17 protein-coding genes are annotated in these 14,243 nt (G+C 49.6%); 12 read left to right on the top strand and 5 right to left on the bottom strand.

Annotation, left to right across the window (positions count from 1 at the left end):
- Positions 1-44: 44 nt before the first annotated feature.
- Complete coding sequence (locus OGX97_RS00470; RefSeq protein ID WP_008786989.1) at positions 45-833, bottom strand: DeoR/GlpR family DNA-binding transcription regulator; 789 nt, start codon at positions 831-833, stop codon at positions 45-47.
- A gap of 39 nt (positions 834-872) precedes the next feature.
- Complete coding sequence (locus OGX97_RS00465) at positions 873-1,769, bottom strand: sugar kinase (RefSeq protein ID WP_008786990.1); 897 nt, start codon at positions 1,767-1,769, stop codon at positions 873-875.
- 172 nt (positions 1,770-1,941) lie between these two features.
- Here OGX97_RS00465 and yihU point away from each other — a divergent pair, with 172 nt between their 5' ends.
- The 10 genes from yihU (at position 1,942) to fabY (ending at position 11,617) form a co-directional block, all read left to right on the top strand.
- Positions 1,942-2,832, top strand: a complete 891-nt coding sequence (gene yihU / locus OGX97_RS00460) for a sulfolactaldehyde 3-reductase (protein ID WP_286591757.1) — start codon at positions 1,942-1,944, stop codon at positions 2,830-2,832.
- 25 nt (positions 2,833-2,857) lie between these two features.
- Positions 2,858-3,745 carry an aldolase gene (locus OGX97_RS00455; RefSeq protein ID WP_008786992.1) on the top strand — a complete coding sequence of 296 codons (888 nt, stop codon included), beginning with the start codon at positions 2,858-2,860 and terminating at the stop codon, positions 3,743-3,745.
- Positions 3,746-3,776: 31 nt separating this feature from the next.
- Positions 3,777-4,787 (top strand): zinc-dependent alcohol dehydrogenase, encoded by a 1,011-nt coding sequence (locus OGX97_RS00450; RefSeq protein ID WP_235125982.1) that lies wholly within the window; start codon positions 3,777-3,779, stop codon positions 4,785-4,787.
- A gap of 69 nt (positions 4,788-4,856) precedes the next feature.
- Positions 4,857-6,290, top strand: coding sequence for an MFS transporter (locus tag OGX97_RS00445; RefSeq protein WP_008786994.1), 1,434 nt, complete (start codon positions 4,857-4,859; stop codon positions 6,288-6,290).
- A 104-nt stretch (positions 6,291-6,394) separates the two neighbouring features.
- Positions 6,395-7,720, top strand: coding sequence for an MFS transporter (locus OGX97_RS00440; protein WP_212024555.1), 1,326 nt, complete (start codon positions 6,395-6,397; stop codon positions 7,718-7,720).
- Positions 7,721-7,750: 30 nt separating this feature from the next.
- The gene (locus tag OGX97_RS00435; RefSeq protein ID WP_279851036.1) at positions 7,751-8,641 is read left to right on the top strand and encodes an aldose epimerase family protein; all 891 of its coding nucleotides are present in this window, start codon (positions 7,751-7,753) and stop codon (positions 8,639-8,641) included.
- Positions 8,642-8,731: 90 nt separating this feature from the next.
- Positions 8,732-9,331: a glucose-1-phosphatase gene (gene yihX / locus OGX97_RS00430; RefSeq protein WP_008786997.1), complete on the top strand. Its 600-nt coding sequence runs from the start codon at positions 8,732-8,734 to the stop codon at positions 9,329-9,331.
- Complete coding sequence (locus tag OGX97_RS00425; RefSeq protein WP_279851037.1) at positions 9,325-10,197, top strand: virulence factor BrkB family protein; 873 nt, start codon at positions 9,325-9,327, stop codon at positions 10,195-10,197. The genes yihX and OGX97_RS00425 overlap by 7 nt, the downstream gene beginning before the upstream one ends.
- Positions 10,194-10,631, top strand: a complete 438-nt coding sequence (gene dtd / locus OGX97_RS00420) for a D-aminoacyl-tRNA deacylase (protein WP_003825289.1) — start codon at positions 10,194-10,196, stop codon at positions 10,629-10,631. The genes OGX97_RS00425 and dtd overlap by 4 nt, the downstream gene beginning before the upstream one ends.
- Positions 10,632-10,675: 44 nt before the next feature.
- Positions 10,676-11,617, top strand: coding sequence for a fatty acid biosynthesis protein FabY (fabY, locus tag OGX97_RS00415; protein WP_003825286.1), 942 nt, complete (start codon positions 10,676-10,678; stop codon positions 11,615-11,617).
- A gap of 17 nt (positions 11,618-11,634) precedes the next feature.
- On the opposite strand, the gene OGX97_RS00410 is transcribed toward fabY, so the two are convergent.
- The 3 genes from OGX97_RS00410 to OGX97_RS00400 all read right to left on the bottom strand — a co-directional run bounded on the left by OGX97_RS00410 (position 11,635) and on the right by OGX97_RS00400 (position 13,403).
- Positions 11,635-12,081, bottom strand: a complete 447-nt coding sequence (locus OGX97_RS00410) for a helix-turn-helix domain-containing protein (protein WP_235125977.1) — start codon at positions 12,079-12,081, stop codon at positions 11,635-11,637.
- Positions 12,078-12,389 (bottom strand): type II toxin-antitoxin system HigB family toxin, encoded by a 312-nt coding sequence (locus OGX97_RS00405; RefSeq protein ID WP_048215202.1) that lies wholly within the window; start codon positions 12,387-12,389, stop codon positions 12,078-12,080. Before OGX97_RS00405 ends, OGX97_RS00410 begins: the two co-directional genes overlap by 4 nt.
- A gap of 84 nt (positions 12,390-12,473) precedes the next feature.
- A complete protein-coding gene (locus OGX97_RS00400) occupies positions 12,474-13,403 on the bottom strand; it encodes an alpha/beta hydrolase (protein WP_235125944.1) in 930 nt (309 codons plus the stop codon).
- A gap of 220 nt (positions 13,404-13,623) precedes the next feature.
- Between OGX97_RS00400 and OGX97_RS00395 the strand changes: the two genes are divergently transcribed.
- On the top strand, positions 13,624-13,935 hold the full coding sequence (locus OGX97_RS00395) for a hypothetical protein (RefSeq protein ID WP_057066653.1): 312 nt from the start codon (positions 13,624-13,626) through the stop codon (positions 13,933-13,935).
- Positions 13,936-14,223 (top strand): NadS family protein, encoded by a 288-nt coding sequence (gene nadS / locus OGX97_RS00390; RefSeq protein WP_038635893.1) that lies wholly within the window; start codon positions 13,936-13,938, stop codon positions 14,221-14,223. It begins immediately after the preceding gene.
- Positions 14,224-14,243: the final 20 nt, after the last annotated feature.

Here is a 14,243-nt window from a genome sequence, read left to right as displayed (position 1 = left end):
ACAAAAAAGCCGCTGATTATCAGCGGCTTTTTTTATCTAAAAGATCAGGTCGTTTCCTGCTCTGCAATGACTAGCTCAATATTTTCTAAATCAAGCAATTGCTTGAATGAATTTGGTGGCTGGGAATCGGTAAAAAATGCCCGAATTTTACGCATATTACCGATGGATACAGCGGCTGAGGCGGTAAACTTAGTATGATCAGCAACTAACAGCGTATTACGTGCATGCTTAATCATCGTTTTGGCGACAAGCGCTTCGTTAACGTCAAATTCCAATAGTGTGCCGTCTTCCTCGATGGCACCAATACTGGTAATCAAATAGTCGGCTCTAAATCCTTCAATAAAGTTCACTGCTCCTGGGCCAACAATACCGCCATTATGAGCACGTAACGTTCCACCGGGCACCATAACCTCAAGATCTTGATTCTTATATAAGATCTGCGCAACACGAAGACTGTTAGTAATGATGCGAAGATCCCGACGGTTCAGCAAAGCTCGTGCGACGGCTTCCACCGTTGTACCAATGGTAATAAATACCGTACAGCGTTCAGGAAGATAATCAGCAACCGCTTCCGCTATCGCTTCTTTTTCCTGGGTGAGGGACAACTCTCGCTGTTCAAAGGCGGTATTCATGACGCTGGATACACGTCCGGCTCCACCATGATGTCTGGTGATCAAGCCCTGTTCGCTTAACTTACGAATATCCCGGCGCACGGTTTGCGTGGACACGTCCAGCAATTGTGCGAGCTCTTCGATATTCATATAGCCGCGTTCTGTAATGTAATGAACAAGTTGATCGTGTCGCGGATTACCGGTGACTTCAATGATGCTCATGAATACTCCTGGACTTCTTCCCCGTAATTGTTGGCTATTTTACGCATAAAGTGACAAAAATGATTCGGTTTGCGCACGATTAGGAATTCCGGCTCGTCCGCCCGCCTGAGTGCATTTCATCGCCGCCACCGCACTTGCGAAGCGAATCGCCTGGTCAGTCGGCATTTGCTCTGCAAGAGCTGCTGCCATTGCACCATGGAAAACATCGCCTGCACCGGTTGTATCCACAACATTGACAGAAAATGCAGTCTGTTGACACATATGACCATTTTCGATCCATAGTGACCCTTCGCCGCCAAGCGTAACGTACACTTTACCATTGGTTTGCTCAGCGGCCAGTTTAAGTGCCTGTTGTGCATCATCTTGCCCGGTCATTCTCTTCAGACCTGGAGTTGAAAAAACGGCATGATCGGCAAGCGCCACCAATGGGGTTATATCTTGTGGTGTCATATCGGCATCCAACAGCGTTGGAACTCCGGCGGCACGTGCCAGTTCGAAGGATTTCAACGTCCCTTCATGCCAACGTACATCGGCCAGAACGATGTCATAACGGGAAAAATCAATCGACTCCAGCCACCTTGCATCCGTATCGAGATCCGGGCTTGGATAGTTCACGATAATGCGTTCGCCATGCTGGTCGACCAAAATTGCGGACTGGGATGAACGGGAGTTCGGGTATTGCCGGCAGAACGCCGTATTGACCCCCCAGCTCTGAAGCTCGTTAAGCAAGGTATTCCCACAACTGTCATCGCCTACACGGCCTATAAAATCAACGTCAATACCAAGCCGGGCAATGGCGACAGCTGCTGTTGCCGCCGGGCCGCCACCTGTCTCCAGATATTGATTTGACTGATATTTTCCCCCGCCATCGGGCAGATTGTTCAGAGAATAAATACGGTCCTGAACGGTGATTCCAACACATGCAATTCTGGTCATATTTGGTTAGTCCTGTGTGATCTTGTCTTCTTTTGTTCATTTTAATGACATAAATGATCAAATTAGTGACGCGTGTCTTGTTTTTAGTCATAAATTACAAATATGCTCAAAAACAGACGAAAACGAGTTTTTAATTGTAATTATTTTGTCAACCTGAGACAGGAGAGCATTCATGACAACCGTTGCATTTTTGGGCTTGGGCCAGATGGGCAGCCCAATGGCTAATAATCTGTTGCAAAAGGGACATGCTTTGCGTGTGTTCGACGTAAACCAACAGGTAGTCAACGAATTAGTACAAAAAGGTGCGACTGCTGCTCAAACACCTGCTGAAGCCGCTAAAGGTGCCGAATTCATAATCACTATGCTGCCAAATGGCGACATCGTTCGGCAAGTTCTGCTGGGTAAAGATGGCGTCAGCGAAGGCCTGTCCCCCAATGCATTGGTTATTGACATGTCCACGATTCATCCATTGCAGACCGATGAGTTGATTCATGAGATGAAAGAGAAAGGCATCAGCATGATGGATGCTCCTGTGGGCAGGACGTCAGTTAACGCGATTGACGGCACGCTGCTGATTCTTGCTGGCGGAACGCCTGAACAGGTTGAACGTGCTCGCCCTGTGCTGATGTGTATGGGGAATGAGCTGGTGGAAGCTGGCGGTCCCGGTATGGGGATCCGCGTAAAGCTCATCAATAACTATATGAGTATTGCGCTGAACGCCTTGTCAGCGGAAGCCGCTGTTCTTTGCGAATCATTGGGTTTGAGCCTTGATGTGGCCATTAAGGTCATGAGCGGTACTGCCGCAGGCAAGGGGCACTTTACGACAACCTGGCCTGGCAAGGTACTTAAAGGAGACCTTTCTCCGGCATTCATGGTGGACCTCGCGTTGAAAGACCTGCGTATTGCCGTCGATGTCGCTAGTCAGACCGGTGCGCCGCTCAATATGGGCATTGCAGCAGAAACCTATTACACCCGTGCCAGCGAGAACGGTCGAGGCCGTCAGGACTGGAGTGCGCTGTTATCTCAGGTTCGTCAGCAGGCTGGCCGACCAGATTCACTCTAAATTTTAAACAGTTACAGGAGTTATTATGTCTTCCCACAATACCCCATACACGCTGAAAGATATTTCTCGCCCTGGCGGTGGATTTGCCATGCTGGCCGTTGATCAGCGTGAAGCAATGCGTCTGATGTTTGCAGCGTCTGGACATCCTAAACCTGTTGCCGACAGCGTATTGACTGATTTTAAAGTTGCAGCAACACAAATTCTGTCTCCCTACGCTTCAGCGGTTCTGGCAGATAAACAATTTTGTCTCGATCAGATTGTCTCTCAAGGTGCAGTCGCTGATTCATGTGGACTGATTGTGGCGGCTGACCATTTTGTTCCGGGTAATGGTATTCCGGTTGATAGTGTCGAAATTGACAGAGCAATTGATCCGCATAAAGCCCGCGAAATGGGTGCGAAAGCCATGAAGTTGTTAGTGCTGTGGCGTGAAGATGAACCCGCAGAAGAACGTTTGGCTATGGTGGCTGAGTTTGTTCAACGCTGTCGTAGCGCAGGGCTGGTCAGCATCATTGAGCCGGTCGTTCGTCCTCCTCGTCGTGGCTGGGAATTTGACCGGGAAAGCGCCATCGTTGCCGCAGCGGCTGAACTCGGCTGCACCGATGCTGACCTCTATAAAGCTGAAATGCCATTAGGCGGCAAAGGTGATGAACAGACCCTACTTGCTGCGTGTCAAAAGTTGCATGAACAAATGAAAATGCCGTGGGTCATTCTCTCTTCTGGTGTTGATGCGGACATTTTTGGCCGCGCGGTCCGTATCGCCATGAAGGGTGGAGCTTCCGGATTCCTGGCAGGGCGTGCCGTTTGGGCATCGGTTGTTGGTGCTCAAGATCCGCAAACAATGTTGCGTGATGTGTCGGTTCCACGCTTACAACGCCTGGCAGAAATCGTCGATGAAGGGATTTCTCAGCGTTAATCACCCATTTTAACGAATCTGGAGAAGAACCATGGATAAGATTACCCAAGTTCTATTTTCTGATATTGGGAAGGTGACCACCCAATATGTTGAGCTGCCGCACCAGGAACTTAAACCGCAAGAAGTCCGCATTGCTCCGGTGTTTTACGGAATATGTGGCTCTGATCTGCATGTACTGAAAGGAGGACACCCATTTGCAAGACCTCCGGTTGTGCCTGGACATGAAATTGCGGCACGCGTAACTGAAGTGGGCAGTGAAGTAACGAATGTTAAGCCGGGCGATCATGTCGTAGTCGACCCAATTATGGCCTGCATGGAGTGTCGTGCTTGTAAAGCGGGTCGCTTTAATCTGTGTGAGCCGCCACAGGTTGCTGGCTTCCGGGCGCCGGGTTTTGCCCGCTCGCAGCACATTGTACCTGCACGAAACTGCCATGTTGCACCTGCTTCGTTACCACTAAAAGCACTGGCTTTCGCTGAGCCCGCAGCCTGCGCGCGTCATTGCGTGAGCCGTATGCCGAAAGCGTCATTGGAAAGTGTATTAGTGATTGGTGCAGGGACAATTGGTTTATCCATCGTTCAAGCATTGCGCATCATGGGTGCGGGAAAGATCACCGTCATCGAGCCTGATGCCGCCAAGCGCGCGTTGTCGTTAAAGCTAGGTGCCACGGAAGTCTGGGCTCCGGGGGAATTGGATGCACAGGTCCGTTTTACGGGGGCAATTGATGTTGTTGCCGCCCAGGCCACGCTGAATGATGCATTTACCCATGTTTATGCTGGCGGAACGGTAGTGTGCATGGGGGTACCGAGTGGCCCACGTGAAATTCCTCTTCCGATGATGCAGCGCTTCGAACGCGATTTGTTGAATTCCGGCATGTACATCCCGGAAGACTTCGATGCCGTGATTGAATGGCTTGCGGATGGGCGGTTTGACACCAGCGAACTGGTGACCGATCTCTTCCCTGTCGAAGATGCGGATAAGGCGTTTGAACGTGCGCAGCAAAATGACTCTATAAAAGTCATGCTGCAATTTGCTGAGGTTTGATGCTGTAACCCTCTGTCTGGCGCTGCTTAAGGGTAGCGCCATCCTACAACAATGAAAAAGGATGCTGCGATGAGTCACATCACCAGTCCTACACCTTACTCGATCGGTCGTCCCCAGGACGTGATTGATATTGTTAATAAACATTCAGCAGTAAACACCAGTGTCGGCGTCATTTTTATCGCTCTTGGTGGCATTCTAATTGATGCCTATCAGGCGGCGATGGTGGGTTTTGGTAATAAATATATCGCATTGCAATTTGGTATTTCACCGGGGCTGGCGGCGACGGTTAACGCCTCTGTTTTAGTCGCCGCCCTGATTGGTGGATTACTGGCGAACCGTGTGATTAACCGCTTTGGTCAAAAGCGTGCATTTATCATCGGAATGGGCCTGTGCACAATAGGTGCCGCAGCTGTCGCGATAGCCCCGAACATCTGGTGGGTGCTGGTGTGTCGCGTAATCATGGGATTTGGCTTGGGTATTGATTTCCCGCTGGCAACAAATGCGGTGGCAGAACTACGCGGCTCAACATCTAAGAAAACCGGTTCGTCAGTTAATCTCTGGCAAATGGCCTGGTATGTATCAACTACGGTCGTCTATCTTGTGCTGCTTCCACTGTTGTTGTCGGGTATCGCGGAAGAGCAATTATGGCGCTATGGTATTTTCATTGGTGCTATTTTTGCCGTCATTATCATGATTCTGCGTTATTTCTTCATCGGTGAGTCTGCAATGTGGGCCGCACGAGTCGGACGTTATGATAAAGCCTGCGATATTCTGGCTAAACGCTATGGGGTTCATGCTCGCGTTGCTGCCAAACCAAAAAACGATGATTTTTCTGCTGAAAAAACAGAAAGTAAGTTTCATGGCGGCTATGGGATTTTATTTAACTCACGTTATCGCAAACGCACTATTCTCGGCTGCGTTGTGGCGACGATGCAAGCCTGGCAATATAACGCCGTGGGTGTTTATTTACCGCTGACTTTGGCGGGAATACTGAGCGGTGGATTAACCGGGGCTCTTAGCGGTTCTGCGGTAGTGAATGCCCTGTGTGGCATTACAGGTGGATTGATTGGTTCTCTTATCCTCCAGCGTTTGGGAACTCGCCTTCAGTCGATGTATGGTTTCGCCGTCGTAACGGTTGCATTACTGGCTTTAGGTGCATTAGCAACCACCAACCCATGGCTTTCTTTAGGTTTGTTGGGCGCAATCATTTTCTTCCATTCAGCGGGCCCGGGCGGCCTGGGAATGACCATTGCCACACTTTCTTATCCGCCATCTATTCGCCCGACAGGCGTAGGATTTGCTCGTGCAATTATGCGTACTGGGGCGATTGCCGGACTTATTTTCTGGCCTATGTTGTGGGGTGCATTAAAGACAGAAGCGTTCTATTGGCTGGCAATTGTTCCTTTTCTCGGCTTCCTGACATGCGTGTTGATTAAGTGGGAACCACTTGGTGCAAACGTTGACGCTGAAGACGCTGAGGTACTGGCTGAGTTGGATAAATAACAAGCAAGCGCGTCGCAACATGTCGACGCGCTTTTTCGTATAAATCCGCCGCTTTTTTAGTGATTTTATTGCGCAGATTTCTCGCCGACCCGGAGAGGAAAATTATGGCTGAAATAGGACATGTACCAGGGAAAGAGCTATCCGGCAAAGCCATGAGACGCGTTGTCATGGGCAGTTTCGCTGGCGCGTTGATGGAATGGTACGATTTTTTTATTTTCGGAACGGCGGCAGGGCTAGTCTTTGCTCCCCTGTTTTTCCCTGATAGCGATCCTTTTATTGGTTTAATCGCCGCATTCGCCACCTTTGGTGTGGGTTTTCTGTCACGTCCGCTTGGAGGCATTGTTTTTGGCCACTTTGGCGATAAAGTCGGTCGCAAAATAACGTTGATTTGGACGTTAGCGATAGTTGGTTCCTCAACGTTTTTAATCGGTTTCATTCCAACATACCAGGATATTGGTATCTGGGCCCCGATTATATTGATGGTTCTGCGCCTGGTTCAGGGGTTCGGTCTGGGTGGGGAATATGGCGGGGCTGCATTGATGACTATTGAATCTGCGCCTGAGGCGAAGCGCGGGTTTTTAGGTTCGCTCCCACAAACGGCAGCCTCAGTTGGGATAATGCTGGCGACAGGGGTGTTTGCATTATGCAATCACTTCCTGACTCAGGAAGAGTTTCTGGCCTGGGGATGGCGTATCCCTTTTTGGCTATCTGCCATCATGTTAATTGTTGGGATGTTCATACGGTTACATACTGAAGAAACACTGGATTTTAAAAAACAAAAAACGGCTGTCTCACAGGAACAATCAGCACCACCGTTGATTGAACTTTTCCGTAAGCATCCACGGAATATTCTGTTAGCGCTAGGGGCCAGGCTGGCGGAGAGCGTTTCGTCGAACATCATTAATGCCTTTGGTATTGTTTATATTTCCAGCCAGTTGGCATTATCAAGGGATATTCCACTCAACGGCATGCTAATCGCCTCAGCAATTGGCATTGTGTGTTGTCCATTAATTGGTTGGATCTCTGACCGCGTTGGGCAACGGAAGATGTATTTATTTGGCGCTGGTTTTTGCATCCTTTTTGCATTCCCATTCTTCCTGCTGCTGGATACGAAAAGCACACTTATCATCTGGTGCTGCATGATCCTTGGCTATAACCTGGGGCCAACGATGATGTTTGCAGTACAGCCCACCTTATTTACCCGTATGTTCGGAACACGAGTGCGCTATACGGGTCTTTCCTTTGCCTATCAGTTCTCAGCAATTCTGGGTGGGTTAAGCCCGCTCATTGCCTCCAGCTTGTTGGCGCTGGGAGGCGGGAAACCGTGGTATGTAGCACTGTTTCTGTTTGTTATCTCAATACTTTCATTCAGTTGCGTCTGGCTTATCGAGCCACATTCAGACAATAAAAATGACGCTAATAACATTTAACTTCTTACCGAAATATCAGAGAGCAATAACATGAACAATGAATTGAATACTGAGCATTATCAAGCATTACAACGTGCTTTTGATACCGCCTGGCCGGGACCGATCGGCCAACCTATTTTTCTGGAAAAAGGACATCTACGTCTGCAAATTTTTCCGCGCGATGGTGCCAGAATCACCTCGCTTCAGGCGTTTGGTTTTGAAGTGTTACGTCAATGGGAGCCACAGCGTAAAGCATTTCAGTATGGCTGCTTTCCTATGGTTCCTTGGGCAGGCCGCCTTGGCGATGCAACATTGACCGTGGGGGAGAAACAGTACGTATTACCTGCTAACAAACCGCCTCATGCTCTACATGGTATGGCCTGTTATTCATCATGGGAAATTGTCGAACATAAAGCGGATACCTTGAAACTGCGCATGCCACTGGGCGCTCCTTGGCCCTGGGAAGGAGAGGTCCTGCAGACGATGACTCTTGAAGACGATGCGTTAATTCTGCGACTTGAAATTCACACCATGTCTGAAACTTTTCCGGCATCTGCTGGATGGCACCCTTGGTTTGCAAAACAACTGGGCCAGCAGAATGAAGAAGATGAATTACTGGTATGTTTTAAGGCCGACTGGCAGGAAGAAGCCGGGAATAATGAGTTACCAACAGGTAATAAAATCCCGCCACAATCAGGCCCGTGGGATGACTGCTTTGGTTTTAATGATGGTCTCAATGTCAGATTACAGTGGCCAGGTAAGCTGAGTATGACGATGACATCGAGTGCGCAAAGCCTGGTCGTTTTTGACAAACAGCCCGACGCAACATGTGTCAATCCGCTTACTCAGGCGCCAAATGCGATAAATAGGACACCGCAGTTTGTCAGTGCAGGTCTTCCGTTGGTGATTGAGTCGCGCTGGCAATTTATACAGGAATTCTGATGGCTTAGCCAATAATCCCGACAGGGACTCATAGTCAAACTTCTCCTTTCCCGCTACAGTTATTCATCCACGGCGAATAAGGAGAAGGGCATGCTCTATATCTTTGATTTGGGTAATGTGATTGTCGATATCGACTTCAATCGCGTGTTAGGTACTTGGAGCGATCTGAGCCGTGTACCGCTGGCTTCGTTAAAGCAAAGTTTCACCATGGGAGAGGCTTTTCACCAGCACGAGCGAGGTGAAATAACGGATGAAGCCTTTGCCGAGGCGCTATGTCATGACATGGCGCTACCGCTAAGCTATGAGCAGTTCTCCCACGGCTGGCAGGCCGTTTTTGTTGCCTTGCGTCCTGAAGTCATCGACATCATGCAAAAGCTGCGTGAGCAGGGGCATCGGGTGGTCGTCTTGTCGAATACTAACCGTCTGCACACGACGTTTTGGCCGGACGAATACCCCGAAATCCGTCAGGCTGCTGACCATATTTACCTTTCCCAGGATCTGGGCATGCGTAAACCGGAAGCGCGGATTTACCAGCATGTCCTGCAGTCTGAAGGTTTTTCTGCGCATGAGGCGGTATTTTTTGACGACAACGCCGATAATATTGAAGGGGCTAATCGGTTAGGGATTACCAGCATCCAGGTTGTCGATAAAACGACCATTCCGGACTATTTCGCGAAGTTGCTATGCTAAAAAATGTTCAGCAACAAGCCAGGCACCATACGCGTCCTGTTCGGGCCTGGCTGAAGCTACTATGGCAGCGGATTGATGAGGACAACATGACGACGCTGGCAGGGAATCTTGCCTATGTCTCATTGCTCTCATTAGTGCCGCTTATTGCCGTAGTTTTTGCGCTTTTCGCCGCATTTCCGATGTTTTCTGACGTTAGCGTCCAGCTACGTCATTTCATTTTCGCAAACTTTATCCCGGCGACGGGAGATGTCATTCAGCGTTATATCGAACAGTTCGTTGCCAACTCGAATAAAATGACCGCCGTTGGGGCGTGTGGGCTGATTGTGACAGCGCTATTACTGATGTATTCCATTGATAACGCGCTGAATACTATCTGGCGCAGCAAGCGTACTCGCCCTAAAGTTTACTCTTTCGCCGTTTACTGGATGATTTTAACGCTGGGGCCACTGCTGGCGGGGGCCAGTCTGGCGATCAGCTCTTATCTGTTGTCATTGCGCTGGGCCAGCGATCTCAACACGGTGATCGATAACGTCCTGCGTATTTTCCCGCTGGTGCTCTCCTGGCTCTCTTTCTGGCTGCTTTACAGCATCGTACCGACTACACGTGTACCTAACCGTGATGCGGTTATTGGCGCCTTTGTGACCGCTGTGTTGTTCGAAACCGGAAAGAAAGGATTTGCGCTCTATATCACGATGTTCCCGTCTTATCAGCTCATTTACGGTGTCCTGGCTGTGATCCCCATTTTATTCGTCTGGGTATACTGGACCTGGTGTATCGTCTTGCTAGGCGCGGAAATAACTGTCACTCTCGGGGAATACCGCAAACTTAAACAAGCCGCAGAACAAGAAGAAGCAGAGCAACCATGATTGCATTAATTCAGCGCGTAACCCGTGCCAGCGTCACCGTGGAGGGCGAGGTGACGGGTGAAATTGGCCCAGGACTTTTGGTCCTGTTAGGTGTCGAAAGGGATGATGACGAACAGAAAGCGAACCGCCTGTGCGAGCGCGTACTCGGCTATCGAATCTTTAGCGATGCCGAAGGCAAAATGAACCTTAACGTGCAGCAGTCAGGGGGCAGCGTGCTGGTGGTTTCACAGTTCACGCTGGCGGCAGATACCGAACGCGGCATGCGCCCGGGGTTTTCAAAAGGGGCTGCGCCCGATCGTGCAGAGGCGCTGTATGAGTACTTTGTTGAGCGTTGCCGACAACAGGAAATGAATACGCAAACCGGTCGATTCGCTGCGGATATGCAGGTTTCACTGGTTAATGATGGCCCCGTGACGTTCTGGTTACAAGTATGAACCAGCTACCGGTGTGGCCGCGGACAACAAGAGAGAATACGACTATGTATCACCTTCGAGTACCGCAAACAGAAGAAGAATTGGAGCGTTACTACCAGTTTCGCTGGGAGATGCTGCGTAAACCGTTGCACCAGCCTAAAGGCTCCGAACGGGATGCCTGGGATGCGATGGCGCATCACCAGATGGTGGTGGACGAAGAGGGGAATCTGGTCGCGGTAGGACGTCTGTATATCAATGCGGATAACGAAGCCTCCATACGCTTTATGGCCGTTGACCCCTCCGTGCAGGAGAAAGGGTTGGGCACGCTGATGGCGATGACCCTGGAGTCTGTGGCGCGTCAGGAAGGGGTAAAGCGCGTAACCTGTAGCGCCCGTGAAGATGCGGTCGAATTTTTTGCCAAACTGGGGTTTGTGAGCCAGGGAGAAATCACCACGCCGCAAACCACGCCGGTGCGTCACTTTTTGATGATTAAACCCATCGCGACGCTGGACGACATTCTCCATCGCGGGGACTGGTGCGGACAACTACAGCAAGCCTGGTACGAACATATTCCATTGAGTGAGAAAATGGGTGTGCGCATTCAGCAATATACCGGGCAGAAATTTATCACCACGATGCCCGAGACGGGCAATCAGAACCCGCACCATACGCTGTTTGCCGGGAGCCTGTTTTCCCTGGCGACGCTAACGGGCTGGGGGCTTATCTGGCTGATGCTGCGCGAGCGTCATCTCGGCGGGACGATAATCCTTGCTGACGCGCATATACGGTACAGCAGGCCGATCACCGGGAAACCTACAGCCATCGCCGATCTGGGCTCGCTGAGCGGAGACCTGGACCGTCTGGCAAGAGGTCGTAAGGCGCGCGTTCAGATGCAGGTCGGGGTATTTGGCGACGACACGCCGGGTGTGGTGTTTGAAGGCACTTACATTGTGCTACCCGCAAAACCGTTTGGCGCATATGAAGAAGGCGGGAACGAGGAAGAGTAAGTCAGAGGGTATCTTCTCTACTCGATGAATGCGTCTGCCGGAAGATTAAAGCGTTCTGCAAGCGCTTTAATATGGCTTACAGTCAGTGCTCTGCGACCATTTAAGATGTTGCTGACGTTCGATTTTGAACCGAGTTCGTTGGCAAGGTCTGCTGCTTTGAGACTGTATTGGTCCATGAGCGTACGCAATACTGAAACGCCAGAGGGTGTTTTCTCCAGGTGTTGGTTGAGTACTTTGAATTCCGGCGCATGTTTTTCATATTTACTGATTCGGGCACAGAGCAATTCAAATAGTGGGTTTTCAAGATCGTCGTGGTCGACCAGATACTCCACTAGCGCAAGTGCCCTGCGATACTCAGTGTCATTTCGGTCTTCTCCCAACAGTGGGATGGTTTTTACCGCATCGCTGAAGGTATCAACAATCTTTTTTGCGCTGGCTGCATCCATATGACGATGCGTTCTCATTCTTTATTACCCCGATAATATGCTGTCAGTTTGTCATATTCGGCATGGGAAACGATATGTTTGACAAATATCTTATGTGACCTGAAATCTATGTAGGAGATGAGTCTTAGGCTGTTACCAGAAACATCAATCACCCACCATTTATCTCTGTACTTAAAATTATCCAGTGAAGGAATATACTGCTTCATCTCTTCAGGCTGAATGAATGTTTTTTTCTCCAAAACATTCAGTAAATCAGCGAGAGCAAGCTGATGATTTGGATACATGAGCATTGCCTCGTTAAAAGGTTTTCGGCTGATAACATGCACGGTGTAGTTCCATTACAAGGTTTTCAACCTGAAAACAAAATAACGCAAAGCAATCAAGTTTTCAAGATGAAAACAAAATATTAATTAAGCATGTCTTACTGCTGTAGAATTTATGACGCGCCAGGCAACATCCCGCATTGCGCTTCGTGCCGCTTGACTCACCCCTGCTAGCTGGAAAAATCCGTGGATAACGCCGAGATAGCGTTGGCAAGTGCACTCCACGCCCTGCTCCTGGAACCGTTGATACAGGGCCTCGCCTTCATCTCGCAGTGGGTCGAATTCAGCTGTAATGATGTGCGTGGGCGGTAAACCGTTGAAGTCTTCGCGCCAGAGCGGGCTGACTTCGGGATGCAATGGATCGGTTTGCGGCATATACATCTCGTAGCCCGACAGCAGTGTGTCGCGGGTGATAATGTAATCCTGTCCATTATGGTCATAGCTCGCAAAGCTGGCGGTTGCATCCAGCATCGGGTAGATCAGCATAAGCTGCGCAGGTTGCCATTGCCTGGTAGCTTTCAGGCGTAGTGCGGTGACCAGCGCCAGATGCCCGCCAGCGCTGTCGCCAGCCAGCGTAATGTTGTCCCGGTCTACTCCCAGTTTCTTGGCATACTTCCAGATAATATTGGCCCCCGATTCAGCATCGTTATGTGCTGCCGGGAAGATGTGCTCTGGTGCGAGGCGATACTGCACCGCAATGACCCGACAGCCGCTGTACCAGGCGAGTTGCCTTAGCTGGTTATCATGAGTGGTAAATCCGCCGCTGACAAAGCAGCCGCCGTGATAATAGATAACGCAGGGGAGATTTCCCGTGCAGCCCCGCGGCGAAACTACGCGAAACATCATGGCATCGAGTTCAATATCTTCAACCTGTACGCGGGTTTCAGTGTCTCCGGCCAGTACCGTGCTGGCGATGTAGCCTGCTCTCCGGTCATCAATATTCTGCCCGCGCGAAGAAGGACGTCCCGCCGCGATAAATGCCTCAACCAGCTGTGCAATCCCGCTTTCCAGTGCCATTTTCACATCCCCTTATCTGTATGGATATACAGGTTTATAACCTGGATAACTAAGAATGAAAATGGGAAAAATGGGGGTGGTTATGATTCTGGAAAGCGGCTCGCAGATTAAATACCGTCATTGGTTTCTGCTGTTTGAATTCTGTATTGTGAGGAAAATGTACTATACGCCATTGACGTATAGTTAATTTCTATTAATATAGTCCAATGGCGTACTCAAAATGCTATTCATAGAAACGGAAGTCTTCACTGAAGACGTCAAAAAATTACTGGATGATGATGAATACCGTAGATTACAGATATTCCTTGCGATTCAGCCTGATTGTGGCGATCTGATACAAGAAACGGGCGGACTGAGAAAGGTTCGCTGGAGAGAGCGAGGGAAAGGCAAACGTAGCGGTGTGAGGATTATTTACTTTCATCAAATCAGAAAATCACAAATTCGATTGTTGCTGATTTATCAGAAAGGGATCAAGGATGATCTGACTCCACAAGAAAAAGTGCTGCTGCGTATGTTGAATGAGAGGTGGTAAATGGATAAGGCACTATTTGAGCGATTAACTCAAAGTATGGTTCAGATGAATGAGATCGCTGAAGGAACGCGACAACCTTCCCGTACCTTTCATATTGACGCCATGAAAATAAAGGAAATTCGCCAGTCTTCAGGATTATCACAGACTCGTTTCGCAGATTTGATATCGGTAAGCGTGGATACGTTGCGAAATTGGGAGCAAGGGCGTCGTTCACCGACCGGTCCAGCAAAAGCGTTGTTACGTGCTATTGCCAATGATCCAAAACATGTCATTCAGGCACTAAGATAATCCCCGGCAGTTTGGTTCAA

Origin of the sequence: Citrobacter sp. Cpo061 (assembly GCF_030332845.1) — a bacterium.
GTDB lineage: Bacteria > Pseudomonadota > Gammaproteobacteria > Enterobacterales > Enterobacteriaceae > Citrobacter > Citrobacter portucalensis.
The sequence above is the reverse complement of the archived record's forward strand: the minus strand, read 5'-3'. Positions and strand labels throughout refer to the sequence as shown.

Bases quoted from the DNA above. Each gene is read 5' to 3' on its own strand.
- OGX97_RS00445 (WP_008786994.1), top strand. From the start codon at position 4,857: ATGAGTCACATCACCAGTCCTACACCTTACTCGATCGGTCGTCCCCAG.
- OGX97_RS00400 (WP_235125944.1), bottom strand. From the start codon at position 13,403: ATGGCACTGGAAAGCGGGATTGCACAGCTGGTTGAGGCATTTATCGCG.
- OGX97_RS00425 (WP_279851037.1), top strand. From the start codon at position 9,325: ATGCTAAAAAATGTTCAGCAACAAGCCAGGCACCATACGCGTCCTGTT.
- OGX97_RS00395 (WP_057066653.1), top strand. From the start codon at position 13,624: ATGCTATTCATAGAAACGGAAGTCTTCACTGAAGACGTCAAAAAATTA.
- dtd (WP_003825289.1), top strand. From the start codon at position 10,194: ATGATTGCATTAATTCAGCGCGTAACCCGTGCCAGCGTCACCGTGGAG.
- OGX97_RS00450 (WP_235125982.1), top strand. From the start codon at position 3,777: ATGGATAAGATTACCCAAGTTCTATTTTCTGATATTGGGAAGGTGACC.
- fabY (WP_003825286.1), top strand. From the start codon at position 10,676: ATGTATCACCTTCGAGTACCGCAAACAGAAGAAGAATTGGAGCGTTAC.
- yihX (WP_008786997.1), top strand. From the start codon at position 8,732: ATGCTCTATATCTTTGATTTGGGTAATGTGATTGTCGATATCGACTTC.
- OGX97_RS00465 (WP_008786990.1), bottom strand. From the start codon at position 1,769: ATGACCAGAATTGCATGTGTTGGAATCACCGTTCAGGACCGTATTTAT.
- OGX97_RS00455 (WP_008786992.1), top strand. From the start codon at position 2,858: ATGTCTTCCCACAATACCCCATACACGCTGAAAGATATTTCTCGCCCT.
- OGX97_RS00440 (WP_212024555.1), top strand. From the start codon at position 6,395: ATGGCTGAAATAGGACATGTACCAGGGAAAGAGCTATCCGGCAAAGCC.
- OGX97_RS00470 (WP_008786989.1), bottom strand. From the start codon at position 833: ATGAGCATCATTGAAGTCACCGGTAATCCGCGACACGATCAACTTGTT.
- yihU (WP_286591757.1), top strand. From the start codon at position 1,942: ATGACAACCGTTGCATTTTTGGGCTTGGGCCAGATGGGCAGCCCAATG.
- OGX97_RS00410 (WP_235125977.1), bottom strand. From the start codon at position 12,081: ATGAGAACGCATCGTCATATGGATGCAGCCAGCGCAAAAAAGATTGTT.
- OGX97_RS00435 (WP_279851036.1), top strand. From the start codon at position 7,751: ATGAACAATGAATTGAATACTGAGCATTATCAAGCATTACAACGTGCT.
- nadS (WP_038635893.1), top strand. From the start codon at position 13,936: ATGGATAAGGCACTATTTGAGCGATTAACTCAAAGTATGGTTCAGATG.